This is a genomic window from Lacibacter sp. H375 (genome assembly GCF_037892425.1).
Taxonomy (GTDB): domain Bacteria; phylum Bacteroidota; class Bacteroidia; order Chitinophagales; family Chitinophagaceae; genus Lacibacter.
Genome location: NZ_JBBKTT010000001.1, coordinates 4,525,819 through 4,545,372, shown reverse-complemented (window position 1 = coordinate 4,545,372; position 19,554 = coordinate 4,525,819). Strand labels below are relative to the sequence as shown.

The 19,554-nt window shown below is 39.4% G+C and carries 21 protein-coding genes; 8 read left to right on the top strand and 13 right to left on the bottom strand.

The genetic code is table 11. The features are described from left to right. Window positions 1–121: 121 nt before the first annotated feature. Both WG954_RS19500 and WG954_RS19495 read right to left on the bottom strand, forming a co-directional pair. Entirely contained in the window at window positions 122–976 is an 855-nt protein-coding gene (locus WG954_RS19500) for a L,D-transpeptidase (protein ID WP_340438600.1), read from the bottom strand. 77 nt (window positions 977–1,053) lie between these two features. Further along, window positions 1,054–1,374: a hypothetical protein gene (locus tag WG954_RS19495; protein ID WP_340438598.1), complete on the bottom strand. Its 321-nt coding sequence runs from the start codon at window positions 1,372–1,374 to the stop codon at window positions 1,054–1,056. A gap of 427 nt (window positions 1,375–1,801) precedes the next feature. Here WG954_RS19495 and WG954_RS19490 point away from each other — a divergent pair, with 427 nt between their 5' ends. Then, complete coding sequence (locus WG954_RS19490) at window positions 1,802–2,293, top strand: DinB family protein (protein WP_340438596.1); 492 nt, start codon at window positions 1,802–1,804, stop codon at window positions 2,291–2,293. A gap of 49 nt (window positions 2,294–2,342) precedes the next feature. Here WG954_RS19490 and yiaA read toward each other — a convergent pair whose 3' ends face one another. Together yiaA and WG954_RS19480 are read right to left on the bottom strand one after the other, a co-directional pair. Next, on the bottom strand, window positions 2,343–2,768 hold the full coding sequence (gene yiaA, locus WG954_RS19485; RefSeq protein ID WP_340438594.1) for an inner membrane protein YiaA: 426 nt from the start codon (window positions 2,766–2,768) through the stop codon (window positions 2,343–2,345). 82 nt (window positions 2,769–2,850) lie between these two features. Then, entirely contained in the window at window positions 2,851–3,414 is a 564-nt protein-coding gene (locus tag WG954_RS19480; RefSeq protein ID WP_340438592.1) for a Crp/Fnr family transcriptional regulator, read from the bottom strand. Window positions 3,415–3,509: 95 nt separating this feature from the next. Between WG954_RS19480 and WG954_RS19475 the strand changes: the two genes are divergently transcribed. After that, a complete protein-coding gene (locus tag WG954_RS19475; protein ID WP_340438590.1) occupies window positions 3,510–3,863 on the top strand; it encodes a VOC family protein in 354 nt (117 codons plus the stop codon). Window positions 3,864–4,040: 177 nt separating this feature from the next. Beyond that, window positions 4,041–5,426, top strand: a complete 1,386-nt coding sequence (locus tag WG954_RS19470; protein ID WP_340438588.1) for a DUF418 domain-containing protein — start codon at window positions 4,041–4,043, stop codon at window positions 5,424–5,426. Here the strand turns inward: WG954_RS19470 and WG954_RS19465 are convergent, their stop codons facing one another. The 3 genes from WG954_RS19465 to WG954_RS19455 form a co-directional block, all read right to left on the bottom strand. Next, complete coding sequence (locus tag WG954_RS19465; protein ID WP_340438586.1) at window positions 5,427–6,155, bottom strand: EcsC family protein; 729 nt, start codon at window positions 6,153–6,155, stop codon at window positions 5,427–5,429. 55 nt (window positions 6,156–6,210) lie between these two features. After that, window positions 6,211–6,744, bottom strand: a complete 534-nt coding sequence (locus tag WG954_RS19460; protein WP_340438584.1) for a DsrE family protein — start codon at window positions 6,742–6,744, stop codon at window positions 6,211–6,213. A 192-nt stretch (window positions 6,745–6,936) separates the two neighbouring features. Further along, window positions 6,937–8,181, bottom strand: a complete 1,245-nt coding sequence (locus tag WG954_RS19455; protein WP_340438583.1) for a PQQ-dependent sugar dehydrogenase — start codon at window positions 8,179–8,181, stop codon at window positions 6,937–6,939. Window positions 8,182–8,305: 124 nt separating this feature from the next. Here WG954_RS19455 and WG954_RS19450 point away from each other — a divergent pair, with 124 nt between their 5' ends. From WG954_RS19450 to WG954_RS19440, 3 genes are all read left to right on the top strand, one after another. Next, complete coding sequence (locus tag WG954_RS19450; protein ID WP_340438581.1) at window positions 8,306–9,022, top strand: SDR family oxidoreductase; 717 nt, start codon at window positions 8,306–8,308, stop codon at window positions 9,020–9,022. A 13-nt stretch (window positions 9,023–9,035) separates the two neighbouring features. Beyond that, window positions 9,036–10,310, top strand: a complete 1,275-nt coding sequence (locus WG954_RS19445; protein ID WP_340438579.1) for an aminotransferase class V-fold PLP-dependent enzyme — start codon at window positions 9,036–9,038, stop codon at window positions 10,308–10,310. Window positions 10,311–10,459: 149 nt separating this feature from the next. Further along, window positions 10,460–10,966, top strand: a complete 507-nt coding sequence (locus tag WG954_RS19440) for a fasciclin domain-containing protein (protein ID WP_340438578.1) — start codon at window positions 10,460–10,462, stop codon at window positions 10,964–10,966. A 76-nt stretch (window positions 10,967–11,042) separates the two neighbouring features. On the opposite strand, the gene WG954_RS19435 is transcribed toward WG954_RS19440, so the two are convergent. From WG954_RS19435 to WG954_RS19425, 3 genes are all read right to left on the bottom strand, one after another. Further along, window positions 11,043–11,645, bottom strand: coding sequence for a hypothetical protein (locus tag WG954_RS19435; protein ID WP_340438576.1), 603 nt, complete (start codon window positions 11,643–11,645; stop codon window positions 11,043–11,045). A gap of 262 nt (window positions 11,646–11,907) precedes the next feature. Further along, window positions 11,908–12,294, bottom strand: a complete 387-nt coding sequence (locus WG954_RS19430) for a DUF4242 domain-containing protein (protein ID WP_340438574.1) — start codon at window positions 12,292–12,294, stop codon at window positions 11,908–11,910. 111 nt (window positions 12,295–12,405) lie between these two features. Further along, window positions 12,406–13,503: a nickel-binding protein gene (locus WG954_RS19425; RefSeq protein WP_340438572.1), complete on the bottom strand. Its 1,098-nt coding sequence runs from the start codon at window positions 13,501–13,503 to the stop codon at window positions 12,406–12,408. Window positions 13,504–13,614: 111 nt separating this feature from the next. Here WG954_RS19425 and WG954_RS19420 point away from each other — a divergent pair, with 111 nt between their 5' ends. Beyond that, on the top strand, window positions 13,615–14,409 hold the full coding sequence (locus WG954_RS19420; RefSeq protein ID WP_340438569.1) for an NIPSNAP family protein: 795 nt from the start codon (window positions 13,615–13,617) through the stop codon (window positions 14,407–14,409). Window positions 14,410–14,452: 43 nt separating this feature from the next. Here the strand turns inward: WG954_RS19420 and WG954_RS19415 are convergent, their stop codons facing one another. Beyond that, window positions 14,453–14,911, bottom strand: a complete 459-nt coding sequence (locus WG954_RS19415; protein WP_340438567.1) for a hypothetical protein — start codon at window positions 14,909–14,911, stop codon at window positions 14,453–14,455. 242 nt (window positions 14,912–15,153) lie between these two features. On the opposite strand from WG954_RS19415, the gene WG954_RS19410 reads away from it, so the two are divergent. Continuing rightward, window positions 15,154–16,050, top strand: coding sequence for a hypothetical protein (locus WG954_RS19410; RefSeq protein WP_340438565.1), 897 nt, complete (start codon window positions 15,154–15,156; stop codon window positions 16,048–16,050). A gap of 16 nt (window positions 16,051–16,066) precedes the next feature. Here the strand turns inward: WG954_RS19410 and WG954_RS19405 are convergent, their stop codons facing one another. Together WG954_RS19405 and WG954_RS19400 are read right to left on the bottom strand one after the other, a co-directional pair. Further along, window positions 16,067–17,371, bottom strand: a complete 1,305-nt coding sequence (locus WG954_RS19405; RefSeq protein WP_340438563.1) for an uS5 family small ribosomal subunit protein — start codon at window positions 17,369–17,371, stop codon at window positions 16,067–16,069. Between the two features lie 151 nt (window positions 17,372–17,522). After that, complete coding sequence (locus WG954_RS19400) at window positions 17,523–19,397, bottom strand: FG-GAP-like repeat-containing protein (protein ID WP_340438560.1); 1,875 nt, start codon at window positions 19,395–19,397, stop codon at window positions 17,523–17,525. Window positions 19,398–19,554: the final 157 nt, after the last annotated feature.

Sequence of the window (19,554 nt, the reverse complement as noted above, 5' to 3'; positions counted from 1 at the left end):
GATACAACAGGTATTTATTTTATCTGACGGTGGGAACGTATTGAAGTAGAAATCTCAATAGAAGTATTTTTTTAAACAACATCATGTTTATTGGTTCGTAAAAACCCAATTGAAATAGAGATCATAAATTGGAAATAACTTTTACTCTTTTTTCCTGTTGTTTCTTAATGTCATTTATAAAAGGAGCTGTTACCTGTTGAATAGTTTCGTCTCTTACATCCAGTGCACGTGGGTCGCTGATTAATTGTAACCATGGTTTTGTTCCATCAAAGGGATAATTGCCAAATACAATAACCGGAGTTCCCTTTGCAAGCAGTTCTTCTTTTTTGTTGAGGATCCATTGGTCAGCCCATTCATACAACAACTTAGCATCGGTTTCTAATAAACGCAAACAGGAATGTGAAGCAGGATAGCCTGGTAACTCGTATTGATGAAAACCTACACCCAGTTTGTTTTCAATATTAAAATTCCACAGCAAGTCCCACTCATCGTTAAATGTGCTTGTTGTTTTTTCTGCTTTCCAGTTTGTATAGAACAAACCTGTAGGAGTGGGGTCTGCTTTGCGTCCCATATTTGTTGGGCCTGCATATACAAGTTCTCCATGTTCATACGCTCCAAATGTTTGCGAAGGATAGGAGAAGAAAATTATTTTCTCAATATCATTTAAGTAAGAGACGCTCGGTGGGAAGGGTAGATACAATTCAAGATCCCCACTAAGATCATCAGGAACAAGAATCGAATCCATTTTTTTAAGATGGCTACTATCAGTACGGTTAACAGCCAATACAATCTTCTTTTGTACAGCTGTTACATTTTTTTGTAACCAGTCGATTGGGTTTTCAACATGATAACTCAGTCGCTCAGGCTTAACCCATGATCTTTTTTTCTTGGGTGCAACTTTAATTTCAGTTAGCTGATCGCATTGTAGAAATGTAAAAGCTGCAAACAGGATGAAAACAATATGGGTGTAACGCATGCTCATTGCCGTTATGATTTGATTGTGTATCCCTGTTTGGCAAAGGTTATGCCACAAAGAACTTACGGCCTGTTATATTATTTTAACAACAGTTGAATTTCACCTACATTGGTAGATTCTCCCTGTTTTACAAGAATGCTGGTGAGGAACTTATGCTGGTATGGCGGAATAGCTTCAATGATCAGTTGATAAGTGCCAGGTTTAAGATCACCAAGTATAAAATTGCCCCCAACAATATTGCTTTTGATGGTATCCTTGTCGAGAATAGCAAAGGCTCTGAAAGCGTTCTCTATTGGTACTACACTTCCTTTTATGGAGCCGCCATTTTGAAATGCAAATGCTGATAATAGCAATACGATAAGCAGCATTGCTGCAAAGTCAAAATATTTTGTTTTCATATATAGGAGTTTAAGGTTAAATTAAATGCCAGTATGACTTAAACAATCATCATGCCATGCCAAAAACTGTTGGTAAAATCAGGGTATTAGTTCGGGAATACCTGTCGGCCTGTGGCTAAAAGCCTGAGACAACCATTATAAACATTTCAGTCGCAGCAAAGCAATATCGTTTATTACATCGATGGAAAACCGCCTTTCTAAAATGGGATTGGTGCTACCTTGAGAAGGAACAGAACTGTCCTGTTTCATGTCAACAAAATTGTTCGACATATACAGATTTTGGGTGGTTGAAATGAGGGAATAGATAAACTTAGAAATTTGATTCGGTAAATGCAAGCAGATTTTGCGGGTGTGCGAAAAACGTTGAAACTGGTTTGTGCTGGTCTTTAGTACAAAGCTTCCTAAATTTGAACTTAAATTATTGAGAATGGACACAGCAACAATACAATTGAACCTCGTTACAGACATGACGCTTAAAGCATGGGAATCGCAGAACAAACAACTCATCAAACTCATCGATGCTCTTACTGATGAACAAATGGCTAAGGAAATTGCGCCGGGCAGAAACACCGGCGTTTACTTGTTAGGCCATTTAATTGCAGTAAGCGATGCGTTATTACCATTACTTGGTTTCAGTGATCGTTTATACCCGGAGATGGAGGAGGTATTCATAAAAAATCCCGACAAGTCGGGGCTTTCAAAACCAAGTGTAACCGAATTAAAGCAACGACTTGAAGCCGTGAATGCGAAATTAAATACGCACTTTCAAACATTATCGGCTGAGGAATGGCTTCACAGGCATACTGCAGTATCGGCCGAAGACTTTGCTAAGGAACCTCATCGCAACAAATTAAATGTATTGATAAGCCGCACCGGTCACATGGCCAATCATCTTGGTCAGATGTTATTACTGAAATAACTTTTTAATGAGAACTGAAACAGCCCATGCAAAAAGCATGGGCTGTTTTTTATTGATGATCGTCCTTTTGCAAAACTTCGCTTAACCGACTGTCTCTTGTGTTTTTTTGTACGGCAATGGATGCAAACAAACTTAATGTAAAACTCATACCGTAAAATCCTTTTTCGCTTCGCAGCATTTCTGCATTCCATAAACCAACCACTAATAAAATGATGGAAGCAATGGTGCAGAACCACGAAATGCCGTAGTAAAGATTGGTAACAGGTATTCCTTCAATTTGATCTCGCACGGCTTTTTGCACGGAGATGGCTGAAAATAATCCAAACAATAAAACAGTGAAGTAATATCCTTTTTCATTCAGTTCCATATCAGCATTCCATAAGCCAATAATGAAGGCAGTGACGCCAATGAGAAGTGCCGCCCATGATGCAGCAATAAAAGCCGGAGATGGGGCTAGAGTTTGTTTCTGTTCCATGATAGTTTTGTTGTTTGCTGTAAAACTATCGGTTGACTTTCGCAAGCTTTTTGACAATTGTCAAAATTCAAAACAGCAAATGTTAAAGACGGCTGCGGATACGACTCAACGTTTCCTGGCTGATGCCGAGATAGGAAGCGATATGTCCCAGCGAAACCCGATCGAGAATATGCGGAGAATCTTTCAGCAATTGTTCATAACGTTCGGTTGCTGTTTTAAACTGTGCGTTTACATATCGTTCTTCTAAACGGATATAATAGTTCTCATAGGCAATACGCACCAGACGTTCAATATCATGAAAGCGGTTAAGCAGTTCCGTGAGCTTGTCTTTTGAAATACTCCACAGAATACTTCCTTCCAGCAGCTGGAGATTTTCAACTGATGGCTCCTGCGTAATAAAGCTGTGAAAAGAAGTAACAAAATCGTTATCAAAGCCAAACCAGTGCGTAACCTCTTTTCCATCGAGATTATAATATCCACGTAATGCACCTTTCTCCAGGAAATATAAATTCCTGCAAATTTTTCCTTCAGTAAGCAGGTGTTGATTTTTTGAAAAAACCACCTGCTCAAAACAATCATACAAAGCCTGTTCGGCTTCCGTACTTAAAGGCGCATAAAGTTTGATGTGTTGTAATAGCTGCTGCACCTGTTAAAAATATGAATAAGAAATGAGAGAACATTGGTCGGTACGGTTACAAGTCATCAGACCTTAAAGCATTATCTTTAGTTAAACTTTGTGACATGAAATTCCTTTCCCTCCAGCCATTTGTTCCTTCGGGAAGTAAATTCAGTGAATCAAAAGCTTTTTTTACCGAGCTTGGTTTTAACCTCTCCTGGGATGTGGACGATTATGCCGGGTTTGAAAACAATGGCTTCCGTTTTATTTTGCAGAAGTATGATGATAAAGCATTTGCTGAAAATTTCATGTTGAGTGTTGGTGTGGAAAATGCAGATGCATTCCGTGCTTATGTACTCGAAAAAGAATTACCGCAGAAATATGGTATCCGAATCGGCGAAGTATCCAATCAACCTTATGGACGGGAAGTGAATATTATTGACCTCGCCGGTGTATGCTGGCATTTTGTACAGCAATAGAAGAACTGCTTCTTATTTAATCACATTTCACGAACACACACTAAGTGTTATTCTTTATTTCGTGCAGTTACTTCTGCCTGCGGCAACATTATGTGGGTATTAGAAATACATTTACGTTATAGCCTCATAAAAACCTACCTGCACCCGCTGCCTCCACAATCAACCAATCAACTGTTAATGAAGCCGCAATTATCTTCATTCGAACCGTCACCACTTGATCGGGAGAGCCGTCTCGTATCCATTGATCTTTTTCGTGGTATTGCTGTGCTTGGCATTTTGCTCATTAATATTGTAGGATTTGGTCTTGCTACCGGTGGCAATTTCGGTAATCAAATATTTTCCGATACAAGTAGTGCAAATTTCTTCAGCTATGCGGTTGTTTATATTTTATTTGAAGGAAAGATGCGTGCTTTGTTTTGCATGTTGTTCGGTGCCGGCATACTACTATTCAGCATCAATAAAGAGAATACCGATCCTAAACGGGTTGCAATGTTATTTTATCTGCGTATGAGTTGGCTCGTTCTCTTTGGACTGATCAATGCACATCTTTTATTGTGGGTGGGTGATATTCTTTTCTTTTATGGTTTATTTGGAATGCTGGTATTTCTGTTACGTAAAATGAAACCACGTTATATGGTAATGGCAGTTCCGGTTGTTACTATTATCTGGTTTGTTGTAGGAACTTTTTTTTATCGTGATGCAAGAGAAAAACGGATTGCTTTCTCAATGGCGGAGCAGGCCCAGAAAGCAGGACAACCATTAACTGCTTTGCAAAAGCAGGCAATGGTTAATTGGCGTACTATAGAAAAATCAATGCTTCCCAATGAAACAGATGCACAGGCAACTGCTGAAAGAATGAGAGGGAGTTATCAGGTAGTCGCATCAGAGATCCGGCCAAAAGCATTTAAAGCTGAAACAAGTTATTTATTGGTTGAATTGGGAGATAATATTGCATTGATGTTGCTGGGTATGGCGTTGTTGGCATGGGGTTTCTTCACAGGTAAATGGACAAACCGGCAATATCGATTAACGATGGCAATAGGCTATATAGTTGCAGTTCCAGTAACATTGTATGAACTTTGGTATGCTGCAGAATTTACTTCCTCAGCATCAGCGATATTTTTGAAATTAGAACAAACACCTGTTCCCTGGAAGAACCTGTTATATCCTGTGCAACGTATTTTCATGGTAATGGCACACTGCTCAGCACTAATGTTATTGGTTAAATCGGGTTATCTAATGGCCATCTGTAACCGTTTAAAGGCAGTAGGACAAATGGCACTAACCAATTATATTGTTCAAACCATTCTTTGCAGTTTATTCTTCTTTGGATATGGGTTGGGGTATTACGACCGGCTGGAACTCTATCAATTGTATTACGTAGTAGCTGCAATATGGGTATTGCAACTGATCTACAGCCCGCTCTGGCTCAAATATTTCAAGTTCGGCCCGTTGGAATGGTTATGGCGTTCGCTTACATACCGGCGGATCAAGTTGAATTTTCCTCGATGGTTAATTGGAAAGCTTTCGTTGGTAAGAAGCGTGAGTAAATTTTTCTTGTGATCATTGCAAGAGCCGCATGCGATAGGCATTCATTGCAGTTTCGCCAAGTTTTTTGAGTAAGCGGTAATTAACGATCAATCCCACAGGTGCACCGATCAATGGAATCAGCTGTGCCATTTTTGCAAGATCAATATAGTCTCTGTATTCCTGTTGAAAGTTGCGCCAGTCGAATTGATTGATATCGTCTGGCAATAGTTGTTTCTTTGCTTCCCAGTCGGTCATTTTCAAATAAACGGTTTTACGGTGTGCATGACTTGAAAAAGCCAGTTCAAAAATATGTAACAGGTATACCCGTTCTTTATAGTCATTTACATCAAAACCATACAAACTGGCAATATCAAAGAGTAACTTTAATTTGATGCCAATCAACACAGGAAAATCAGCCAAACCTAATAGTATACCGCCAGCACCCGCAATACCACCTTCAACCGCTGCAGTTTTTTTATAGTTCTCTATTTTCTTTTCGATGGCAATCTCCCTTTCCTGCAGACTCGCATTTGCTAAAGGTTCTGCAGTGGTATGTTTGGCCCCAAACAACACGCCCCGTATCAACTGCTTAATTGTTGCTGTAATGGCCAGGTGAATTTTTTCAGGAATCCAGGTGTTGATCTTTGTTTGCATCCGTTTTGATAAACTGTTCAGCAAAGAAGGTTTACTCAACATCTGTCGCTGCCATGTCTTCAGTTGCTGTTGCGCTGTGTTGTTGTATGTTTTGCTATCAATTAACATCCGTTGCTAAAGATAGTTGCTGTAGTTACAGAACCGTCTTTAATTTTTACACCCATCAGAACTTGATCATGGTATAACCTTTCAGCTGATAAGTACTGATAGCTGTTAAACCTGAACTTGCAATTTTTGTGCCCGGCATTAATTCTTCTTCCTTTGTATTTCGTTTAATCATGGTTTGTCCGCAAACATAAAACTCAACACCTGCATCGGTTAATTCTTTAATGAGTTGGCTGTTGGGGTTTTCAACTTTAAAATATTTTTTATACAGCTCATCGCCAAACACAGCATAGGTAGCTCCTTTACGAAGCACAACTACCAGTTTAATATTTTTTTGTGGTACGCCTTCAGCTGCATGCAGATTAATGAGTGTTGCGATGGCTTCAAGATAGATATTCAGTGAATCGGCTTTGGGCGTATTCTCTGTAAGTTCTACAATGATCTTATAGTCTGTAGCCGGATCGGGTTTATGATCAGCGGATGGTATTTCGAAAACTGTTCCGTAAGATTTAATTACAGGGTTTACTTTGTTTTGGGCAAACAATACAGTTACAGAAAAAAGAAGGGCGATGATAAGGGATAACTTTTTCATGTTTTCTTATCAAAATAATCCATCAACAAGAAAACAGACGGATAAAAAATACAGGCGGCTCTATTTGCCGTTTGTTGGTGAGTGAAAAAGATAAACCGACAACAGTGCCTGATAAAACTCTTTCTGCATCATTAAAAACAAAGACCCGTGCCTCAAGCACGGGTCTTTGTTTGATCGAATGAACTTTAAGATTTATTGTTTGCTGATCTTGTAAATACTTCCTCCATCTGTGATAGCATAAAGCATACCATTGAAGAATGCCACATCACGAAAACGTTCACCTTTATCTGCCAGTAAGCGTTCTTCACCAACAACTTTATTATCCTTTATTACAAGGCGCACAATATGTGAACTGCTTAATCCTCCGATAAAAAGATTGTTTTCCCATTCAGGAATAGCATTACCCCTGTAAAATGTCATACCACCAGGAGAAAGAACCGGATCCCAATAATAAACAGGTTGTTCCATACCTTCTTTTTGCTGTATAGCATCACCAATTTTATCACCACCGTATTCAATACCGTAGGTGATAACAGGCCAGCCATAGTTCTTTCCTGGTTTAATGATGTTTAATTCATCACCACCACGTGGGCCAAACTCTGCTTCCCATAACTCGCCTGTTACAGGATGCAGATCCAGGCTTTGTACATTACGGTTACCATATGCATATATTTCAGGCATTACACCACTTTGATTAATAAATGGATTACCGGGTGCCGGTTTGCCATCAGTTGTGATCTTGAAAATTTTTCCAAGACCTGATGATAATTTTTGTGCCTGGACACGCCCTTCAAGAGCAGAACGCTCACCAGAACTTACAAACATGGTTCCATCTTTATCAAACACTATACGTGAACCATAGTGGTGTGTATTATTAGCCAGGGCAGGTGTTGCACGAAAGATCACTGTAACATTTTCAACCATTCCTGCTGCTTCATTCAACTTGCCTTTAGCAACGGCAGTTAAATTACCAATATCATATTTTTCAGAAAACGACCAGTAGATCATGTTATTTGTACTGAATGATGGATCGAGTGCCACATCAAGCAAACCACCTTGTCCACCTGCATCAACAGCAGGAAGACCTTCAATTTTTTTCACCAATACACCGTTGGCATCAAAAATTTGCAGGAAGCCACCCCGTTTGTCTGTTATAAGAAAGCGGCCATCAGGCATTGGTGTAATAGCCCACGGACGTCCAATACGTTCTGCAAGCTTTTCAACTTTATATGCTGTTGTTGTTTTAACTCCGCCAATTCTGGTTTGTCCCGGGAAGGCAGGTTTATAATTTGTATTGGCAGCTTTTGTTTCTACAGGCGGCAACTTTGTTGTATCGTCATTGTTTCGATTTGAGTTCGGTGTATTCTTTTCTGTACAAGCGGCTGTGTAACCGGTAAGGAGTAATGCTGTAGTATAAAAAATTAGTTTCGCCTTCATACGTAATAATTTAAAATGAGGGGTAAATGTAAAGAAACTCACACTAAGACAGGTGAATCAATTTGCATGCCCATTTATGGAGTTTTTATTTTGTAATTTCAAGGCAAAACTAAACTAGTCAAAAATGAATGTGATAGACGGGAAAGTAGCCTATATAACTGGTGGCACAAAGGGAATTGGATATGGTATTGCTAAATCGTTATTGGAGAAAGGGATGAAAGTGGCAATTACCGGGCGTTCTTTGCCGGCTGCAGTAAAAGCAGCGGAGGCATTAAGCGCAGATCCTTCAAGGATATTAGCATTGGAATCGGATGTGAGTTCGTTAGCGTCGGAGAAGAAAGCAGTGGAAGCGACGATCGCTCATTTTGGGCAACTGGATGTGGTTGTTGCAAATGCAGGGGTTGGTCATTTTGCATCTATCGAGGATCTGTCAGCAGAGTTATGGAAAGAAACGATCGATACAAATTTGACAGGCGTGTTTAATACAGTGAAAGCAGGTATCGATCCCTTGAAACAAACAAAAGGATACATCATTACCATTGCAAGTCTTGCAGGCACCAACTTTTTTGAAAAAGCTTCAGCGTATAATGCAAGTAAATTTGGATTGGTTGGATTTACACAGGCAGTGATGCTTGATTTGCGCAAGCATGGTATTAAAGTAACCACCATCATGCCCGGTTCGGTTGCTACATATTTTAATAATCATACACCTGACGATGCAGATGCATGGAAGATACAACCTGAAGACATTGGTGAATTGGTGATTAATATCCTTCAAATGAATCCACGAACATTGCCAAGTAAAATTGAAGTGAGACCAAGTATGCCACCAACGAAATAAGTAAACCTTTATCATGAAACAAGACCGTAAATATTTTTTACGAACATTAGGGACAGGATTAGTTGCTGCAAGTTTACCAGCCGTTGCTGCTGCCGGCAATGATGCGTTGATCGATGAAAGTGATTTCATTGATGAAGGCGAAGCAACAGATGAAAAATTCTGGAAGAAGATTGCTAAAAAATATTATGAAATAGCGGATGATCATGTAAATCTTGAAAATGGTTTTTATGGTATTCAACCCAAACCAGTATTAGAAGCTTTTCAGAAAAATGTTGCCGTTGCAAACAAACAGGCTGCAAGGTTTGCCCGGAAGGATTACCCGGCAATTGCTGCTGCTGCAAAGAAAGAAGTAGCTGCATTCTTAGGAGTTTCTGATGACGAGATCATTATTACACGCAATGCGACAGAAGCTTTGAACATCGCCATACAGGGCTATCCGTTTAAACAGGGAGATGAAGTAATCCTGAATCAACTTGATTATTTCAGCATGATCGAAACTTTCAAAATGCTGGAGAAAAGAGGAGCGATCAGTGTAAAGGAGTTTGAAATGCCTTTGTTACCAGGAAGCGAAGATGAGATCGTTGATATCTATCGTAAACTCATTACCCCTAAAACAAGAGTGATATTGCTCACGCATGTCTCAAACATTAATGGATTGATAGTGCCTGTTGCAAAAATTGCAGCAATGGCCAAAGAAAGGGGAGTGGATGTAATGACTGACTCCGCACATGCACTGGGCCAAATAAATTTCAGCTTAAAAGAATTGAATTCGGATTTTGTTGGAATGAATCTGCATAAGTGGATCGGTAATCCTGTTGGCGCCGGAATTCTTTATGTGAAAAAAGAACGCATAAAGGAACTGAAGGCGTTCTTTGGTGATACGAGTGCTGCAGAAACAAGTATTAACAAACTGGCGCACTTTGGCACAACACCATTTGCAGTGATCATGACCATACCAACAAGTCTTGCATTTCAAAAGCAGTTAGGTATTGAACGTATTTCAGCAAGGCTGCATTATCTCAAAAGTATCTGGGTAAATGAATTAATGCAGCATCCGAATGTTGAAGTAGTTGTACCTGCTGATTTTTCATGCGGTATAGCATCCTTTCGCATAAAGAATAAAACAGCAGTTGAAGTTGCAGATTATTTATTTAAGCAGCATAAGATATTTACAGTGGCCCGCACATTAGGTAAAGATGGTTGTGTGCGTGTAACGCCATCGGTGTATAATTCAGCGGATGATGTAAGACGGTTTGTTGCTGCAGTGAAATCAGTTGCAGCTTCCTGAATTTTGCTGTTCAGGCAGCTTTTGTTTACAGCTTTGTGTATTTATCGGGAGCTTCTTTAGACATCTTTGTTAAATCATAATTTTTTCATGATCGTACTAAACCTTTTTCATTTGATCGTGTAATAATCGCCATAAAAACACACATCATTATGAAAAAGTTTCTCATGTTGTCAGCAATGGCAATTGCATTCACGTCAGTTGTATCTGCACAAAAAACAGTAGTTGATATTGCTGTTGGTTCTGAAAATCATACTACGTTGGTAGCAGCTGTGAAAGCAGCAGACCTGGTAGCTACTTTACAAAGTGCAGGCCCGTTCACTGTATTTGCTCCTGTAAACGCAGCGTTTGATAAATTACCTGCCGGTACAGTTGCAACATTATTAAAGCCTGAAAACAAAGCAACGTTAACAAAAGTACTCACCTACCATGTATTTGCAGGAAACATTGACGCTGCTGCAGTGGTAAAAGCCATAACAGATGGTAACGGCAAAGCTGTGTTACCTACAGTAAGCGGTGGTAAATTAACAGCCTCTCTTGTAAACGGAAAAGTGATTTTGACAGATGAGAATGGTGGCACAGCAACTGTTGTTGCTACTGATCTTAAAGCAGGGAATGGTATTGTGCATGTGATTGATGGAGTAGTTCTTCCGAAGTAATGACATGGCTGATGTATAAAACAGGTCGGGTTTACCCGACCTGTTTTTGTTACTGCCGTTTTTTTTTAGTTGCAGCTTAATGCAGATGCACCAAAGAGTTGGTTGGATTAAATACACCTTCAGGATTATGATACCATACCCATGCATGCAACAGCCACAGGTTAAAATCAGTATCATATTTCCATACATCATTATCCCCGGTAAAACCCGCAGGTGCATTGTTTGGTGAAAGAGAAATAGGTACTGCATATTCAACTGCTACCAGTTGCATGCTGCCGTTTTCCATTTTGTTATACACCAGTATTTCCGGTTTTTTGAAATCAAATGTTGCATCAAGGTTATCCATTTTCAGAAAATGATAACCCATGTTTTGTCGCACGACATCAATATCAACATAGCCATCCTTTACAGCATTCTTAATATCACGGTAACGTGCAGTGGCAGCACGGGCCTGTTGAAGTTCCCATAAGGTGGTGGCGGTTAATCCAGTGTAATTGTTGAGCATGTCACCTGGAATAAGCATGTTTGTTTTATTCATGATTGATTGCGTGGCAGAAGTCTCCGATTTTATGGAAGCTTCTTTGCTGCAACTGTTCATAAACAGCGTTGAAATTAATAGAACTGATAAGAGAAGCGTTTTGCTTTTCCCGGTTGTTGCAAGGTTAAAAAGACGGTTCATGTTTTCCTCCTTTGTTTTTTGGTTATTAAAAAAATGATGATTGACAGTTAAAGAGGATCGGATTGTTTATTCACCTGCGGGCATAGCTTCTTCTTGTTTGTTTTTCACAAACTTTTCAAGAGTTGCCAGATCTTTAAATTTCAGTTGAAGATGCGAGTGTCCTTTTGCAGGGTGGTTAGCTTCAAAAGAGTAGAGAAACGGTGTTCCGTAGTACAGGAATATTTATCTGCGAAACACCGTGTAATATTCTGGATGATTCTGTTTATTCTTTCGCAGTTGCCGGGCTGATCGTTGTTTCGATTTCTGTAATATTAGTTACAGGAAAACCACCTTTCTTTCCATGTTCACGTAACAGAGTTTCGTTTTCGGCCATATATACACAATAAATTTTATTGCCCGTTACATAACTGTGCAGCCATTTAATTTTTGGTCTCATCTCTGTTAATACGCTGCAGGATTTTTGTGAAATAGCTTTCAGATCAACCGGAGTTAACTGACCTGCACCTGGTATATCTCTTTCAATAAGATAAGTTTTCATAACAGGTTCTTTCTTATTTGTGTTGTCTGTTGTTGATTGAGCTGATGCGATAAAAGCAGAGAATAATAATACAACAAGTATAAAATAGCGGGAGTTAGTGATTGATTTCATAACAAACAGTTTATTGGTGATAGATGAATCAAAGATAGTTTCATGCAAAGCGTATTTACTATCACAAATCACCCAATAAATGGTAAAATTCTGTCAAACACTATTTTGTTATTATTTCAGCAGGTCAAGATATGCCATTGGCAGTATGCCATATTTCTTTTTGAAGCATTTTGTAAAGTAGGAGGGGCTGTTGAAACCGGAATCGAAGGTTATGTCTGATATACTTGGTTGTTTTCGTTTCATTAATGCTGTTGCTTTTTCAAGACGGTATTCTTTCAATAATGTATTTGGAGACATATCACAAAGAGCCATCGTTTTCCTGTAGAGTTGCGATTTACTCATAGCAACTGTACTGCAATATTCATCCATATTAAAATCTGGATCCTGGTAATTGTCTTCAAGTGTGGTAAACAGAAGCTTGAGCAGCGTCTCATCCTGCGGCGACAAAACGAACAGATCATTTTCTTTGCCGGCAATGTTTTTTGCAATCAGTTTTTTTACTGTAGATGTAATGTTCACCTGATTTTGTTTGCCAATAAAACAAAGACGCTCGGCCAACTGAATAGTATCTCCAAATAAATGCTCATTTTTTGCAACAGGTTCGCCTGCATGAATGCTGATGCGTAAACCTGTTGATTTCATTTCTTCCGCAGTCATTTCATCTTGAAGTGAAAATGCACAGTTAATTGCATTTACTGCAGATGAAAAAGATGCAATGAAATCTGCACCTGCATGTTCTGTTTCTACGCCATTATGGTTTTTTAGCTGGTTCCTGATCAGGTTATTCAGGCGATTCACAAGTTCATTCGCCTTTTCCTTTCCAAGTTGATGTTGCAACAAAACAGGGTCAGTCATTTTTGTAACCAATAGACTTCTGAAAGATGATTCGTTGATTAGCTTCAATCCTTCCGGTGTTGTCTCAGCTTCTTCCGGATCGCTTATTCTCCCAAGAAAAGACTCAACCAGATTTGGTTGCACTTCAATGATCTTATGCGGTATTAAACCATGAGCTTTGTTATGTAATTCGGTTACTGTTTCTTTTGTAGGTGCGTCGATGAGGCAGAACACATGACCTCTTACTTCATCAACCCAATAGGTCATGCATTTGCAGCTGTGATCTTTTTCCAGGTACACATCTAATTTGTGTGCTTCTGCAACATCCTTAGCTGTTACTCCCGGCACTATATGGAGATCCATGTATATGGGCATAGAAAATTTTTATTGGTAAAGTATGACAAAACAGTACGAAATGCAAGCAGATGCTTAGGTATTGATCACAATCCTTTCTTTTGTTTACCTTCGGGGCTCAAGTATTGTCATATGAAAAAAAAGATAAATAGGTTATTGTTCATTGTATTTTTTGTGATGTCTTTGGTGTTATTAAGTGAGAAAGCTGTTGCAGCGCCTCCACGTGAGTTTTACCAGCTAACTGTTTATCATTATACCACTACTGTACAGGAGCAGTCGCTGGATACCTATCTGCAACAGGCCTTGTTGCCTGCCTTGCATCGACTGAAGATCAAATCGGTTGGAGTATTTAAAGCAATTGCGAATGATACAGCTGCGGTAAAAAAATTGTATGTGTTGATCCCGCTGAAATCATTGAATGCAGTTACAGACATGGCGGTTAAATTATCATCAGACAAAGAGTATCAATCAAAAGCTGATGCTTATCTGAATGCAGTTTACAATGCTGCTCCTTATTCACGAATGGAAACAATATTGCTGCATGCTTTTTCTTTAGCACCTGTAATGCAGCTGCCACAATTAAAATCTCCAAAGAATGAACGGGTGTATGAGCTGCGCAGTTACGAAAGTGCAACGGAAAAAATCTTTAAGAATAAAGTGCATATGTTCAATGAAGGCGATGAGGTGGGTTTATTTAAACGCTTAAACTTCAACGCCATTTTTTATGCAGAAGTTGTTGCCGGCAGTAAAATGCCCAACCTGATGTATATGACAAGTTTTGAAAACATGGCCGACAGAGATGCGCATTGGAAAAGCTTTGGCAGTGATCCTGCGTGGAAAAAATTATCGGCAATGCCGGAGTATAAAAACAACGTGTCGCATATTGATATCATGTTTCTCCGGCCAACTGAATATTCAGATTATTAAAAACAAAAGTCCGGCAGATAATCTGCCGGACTTTTGTGTTCGTTTATCCTTTACCGTTCTTCTTATCTTTTTTTTCTTTCTTTACTTTTTCCTCTTTCACCTTTTTCTCTTTCTGCTTGTCTTTTACTCTATTTTCTTCCTCCTTTGACTTGTCTTTCATTTTTTGTCTTTCATTTTCCTCGATGCGGTCATAGTCTTTTACTTTATCCTGACCTATCAGATTATGAATATCCTGCACCCGTCGTTTATTCAGCGCCTGGATCTGGTCCTGCTGTTGTTGTTGACTCAGTGCATCGTTTTGCATGATGGCTTTATGCTCATCTTTATAACGGTTATTGATACTCTTAATTTGTTGCCCCTGGTTACGGTCGAGGTTTAAGTCTTTTACCTGCCGTTGTTCCTGTTTGATCCGTTTCTTTTCTTTCCGTACATCTGTTTCCTGTGCAACAGCAAATGAGCCGATGAACAAAAATGAAAGAGTAAGCGTGAGTACCTGTTTCATAAAATCAATTTAAATGTGAATAATCAGTTCTGTGTGCCTCTGTGGCAATACAGATCATATGATGGCTATAGTAACCTATGTCAATAACTGTGCCCTCTATTTCATAACGGGCACAGTTACCTGTTTTCTTACTTATTACCCCTGAATATACGAAGCGGGCCATTAATGATCAACCCGGTGAATGATAAGTATCATTGGAAATCAACAAATGAGTGTTGTATCTTCTGCCAAAACAGGTAGAAATGTGTACATGCCTGAACAATGTGATTAAGTGGATGAGTATTTGCCTATTGCCGGTACTGGTAAGTTCCTGCACCACGTTTTATTTTGAGCAACCCATGCCTGTTGACCGCACAAACGGCAATGAGTTTCCAACGCATTTAATTGGTAGCTGGCAATCCTTACCTGATACAGGTGTATATATGATCAATCTTCCCGATTCCGGAACAGCATCATCAGGAATAAATTCAATGCCGTTTCAATGGAACAGAAAAGGAAAAGAACGTTTGCCGATCAATTCTTCTGATGACAGTCTTTCGCTGATAATTGAAGAAAATCTTTTTGCAATCATTGTCAATCGTACTGAAAAAATTGCAAAAGGTGCATGGCCAAAACTTAATGCAGAAAGGGAGTTTGTTTATCCGCCGGGAGAAATTTATGAATTTGAGCAGCTGATCGTTTACGATAGTCTGCGTCAACCGGTTGATACAGTTGATCAATATATTTTTCGTCATGCAAAAATGTATGATATTGATCCTGAAGGTACCATGTCAACAGGAAGAAGCTATTGGCAGGAGAAGGATACTTTTATCATGAAATCGATTGATACCCTGTTTTTTGATCTTGGAAAAAACGCAATACTCCGTCAATTGAATGATCGAATCTATGCTGTAAACATTCGTGGCAGTATAACAGGCGAACGAACCAACTGGTGGCAAGTATATATCATCGAAAAAAAAGCTGATAATATATTTTCAACCTGGGAATGCAGCCGTAAAACAAAAGAATTGCCTTCTCTTATTTATTTATACCAGGATCATACTTTTTATTTCAATGCAACATGGACTGCTGCTGACATTATTCAACTGATGAGCAATGGCTATTTTGTTGAAACAGATGAGTATCATTTAAAGCAATAGAACAGTTAGCTCCACCTTATTCTTTCACCTGCGGTCCGCTGAATTGACAATTGTTGAACGTTGCCCGGCCAATAAACTTCATTGGATCGTTTTTTCCATAGTAACGGAAAATGCAATTGGAAAAGGCCACTTTTTCATTGTTGCTGCTCAGCAACGTTTGTCTGCCTATTTTATTTGGGTATACAAAATGAAACGTGCTGTTGCTGATGTTCATTGGTATTTGTGTATTGATGGTGCCGATACTTCCTAAGCTCTCAGCAAAAATATTACTGATGTTGGTGCTGTACCAACCCGCCTGTGAAATATCAAACAGGCGAATACATCGTCCGGCAATATTGCCGCCATCAATGGTATAACTCCCTGCCTGTGCTTTTCCGTATTTACCTGCAACGTATAATGTATGTATGCTGCCCCAGCTGTAAATACCACGAATCACATTTCCTTTTTCCTGTGCCTGCCCCGTAGCAAAACCAACTTTGCCATTACCGCAACGGATATTTTCAAACAACAGGATATCTGCATTCACTGTTTTTCCATTGGGACTGATGGAATAATTGATGGTGAAGTTGCCAACGTTCATGTCGTGTACTTTAATACCTGTTGAGCCGCTGTTATTGCGGCTTCCATCATAATCAATTACCAGTCCTGCATATTGCGGCGTACATTTTCCATTGGCATCATTGAATTGATCGAAGGGAATATTGTAATAAACAGAATCAACAGCAGCAGGTGCTTTAAACATGCCGAGTATAGTAAGGTTGTTGATCTCACTTCCTTTGTTGAGTTGCAGGCCCAATGCAAAACCATCCGTGGCGGTGTATTGTAATGTTGTACCGGTGCCGCTATCCCAGAACAATGATTCACCATAGATATGAATGGTACAACCGCTGTATTGCTCTTTATAGATACTTGCAACCGTTAATGATTTACTGAAAGGATATACACCACGTGGAATAAAAAACTTTCGCAGCGTACCACTGTTTGCTAAAACTGTATTGATCCCTTTTTGTAACACTCCCGCATTATCTTTTACATCTCCTGCACCAAACCATTTTGCGCTGAACACATTGGTATAAGTTCCTTCAGGTGAAACGGTGAGTGTGGTATCAAAGATCCATTGTGTAAGTGCTGCATCAATAATGCCGCCTTTGATAGTGCCTGTGCCATTGATCTTTCCTTTACTGCCGAATTTCAGAATTGCACCTTTGGGAATTGTCCAGGTGTTGTTGATGGTAGTGTCTTTATTGATAACAATATCCTGTGCCTTTGTTGTTACCGAAAGAACAAAGCAAACAAGAACAAACAATGCAGAGCGTTTCATATACGGTGGTTGTTTCATGAAGGATGATGTATTGGCTGTAAAAGTAAACAAGTAAATGTTAAATAGATTTGTTCCTGAAGAGGAATCTGTCTGCCCGCTTCAATGAACACACAACACTAAGTTGTCTGATAAGAGGAGGGAGTACAAAACGCTATTGAATGAAAAGTTGTTTGGATTGTTTTCTTTTTCCATCTGTCCATGTTACCAGGTACATGCCCGGCATTAAACTACTCACATCAAGAGTTTGCATTGCAGAACTGTTTCTGTTTAGCTGAAAACGCTTTACCTCCTGCCCCAACTGGTTACTGATTATAATAACAGACGGACTGTTTACTGCCGGTAACTGAATCACTAATTGATGCTCTGCCGGATTGGGATAAAACGAAAATAAAAAGCCATCACTGCCCGGTTCATTTACTGATGTGGTCAGCTGTGGTTGATTCTCCAGGATGATCAGTGTATCGCTGCCGTTATAATAATTATGGCGGATATAAAAAATTTCCGGCTTGCTATCGTTGTTAAGGTCAGCTACAGACATATCATGTACGCCGTTTTTCATCATTTCTGTTCCTGCACCAAAATGAAGACTGCCATTTGAACTTTTATTTTCAAAAAGATAAATATAACAGGCCAGTGAATCATAGTCATGATACTGCGTGGAAAGGAAGATGTCAATTTTTGTATCACCATTCAGATCATAAGGAATCGGTTGAGGAATGGTTTTGATGTGGTTACTGTATCCATAATAACTGGTACTCATTGGATTAATGCCAATGGTTTGATTTGATCCGGTATTAAGATAAATTTCAAGTTCATGAAAATCTAAATTGATCGTTTGTAACAGGTCGTTGTATCCGTCACCGTTCATATCTGCTGTAAATATTTCGATTGGTACCAGGGCTCTGTTCGTACGAAAGGAGCTTGCCTTTTCAAACAGAAGCTGCCCTGCTGTACCTTTATTTTGCAGTATAATTGTTTCTCCATTATAATCTCCACCACCGGCTACCGCAGGAGTAAGATAGATGATCAGGTCTTTTTTGCCATCGTTGTTCAGGTCACCGGAGGAAGCGCCGGGTTCAAAGCTGGACACTACAAAGTTCGGATCCTGGTAAGTAAAGAATTTCTGTTTTGCAGCAAATGAAATAGTGCCATTTGCACTGATGTTTTTATAAAAGAAAGCGGCAGCAGAATCAACGTGCCAAAAAACAAGATCGATCAGGCCATCCTGGTTAAAATCGCCGGTTGTAAACTGATTAAAAAAAGTGGGATTATGCTTCGTGATCTTTCCGGTAGTTTCAAATGAAATTTGTCCTGCACTGCTTTTATTCGAAAGAATATAAATACCTGTGTCTTGATAATGGTAGTAGAGAATATCGGCATAACCATCTGCATTAAAGTCTTCGGTTAAAAGTAATTCTGATACAGGTGTGGTTGTTTTTATAAAGCTGCTGTCGAATGAAAAATTTCTGTTTGTTGTTGTATTTCGTGCCACAACCAATGAATCATCATTACCGCCAACGCTCACGATGTCAATTTTTCCATCTGCATCAAAGTCGGCAGTAAGCATATTATAAAAATTGAAATAGTCACCCTGTCCATCTTTATTGCGCCTGTACAAGGGAATTTTTATTTCTGCTTTATAAGCTTCTTTGCTGATGCTGTGTCCGCTGCCATTGTAAGTGATCAGGAAAGGACGACTGGCAGATGCTGTTTTGGAATTAGTGGTAACGGTTAACAAATGCCCCGATGCATTCAAAGGAACAACTGCCTGTATACTTGTACTGTTTGCACTGATTACTGCTCCACGAACCAAACCAAAGTAAACAATATTTTCAGCCGTGTTTGTACTGAAGTTATTGCCGTTGATCGTAACAATTGTTCCTGCCGGTCCCGATACAGGGGAGAAAGAAGAAATGATTGGTTGGGCCTTTGTTTCAATAAAAACCAGCACCGAAATGAAAAAAATGAAAAGACGTTTTGCTGTAAGCAAGCCCGACTTTATACAGGCGCCTGGGTGTAGTATCATAAGCAGAATAGGGTTGCTGTTACAATGTGTATGACCGTTAAAACTACTACATGCAAAGGTTATTTGCAAGTACACATACTCAGTTTTCTTTCCCTTTGCAATTGCTTTGTGTAGGTGTTTTCCAGCATGTATTGTCTTTACCTCAACATAGGCTGTT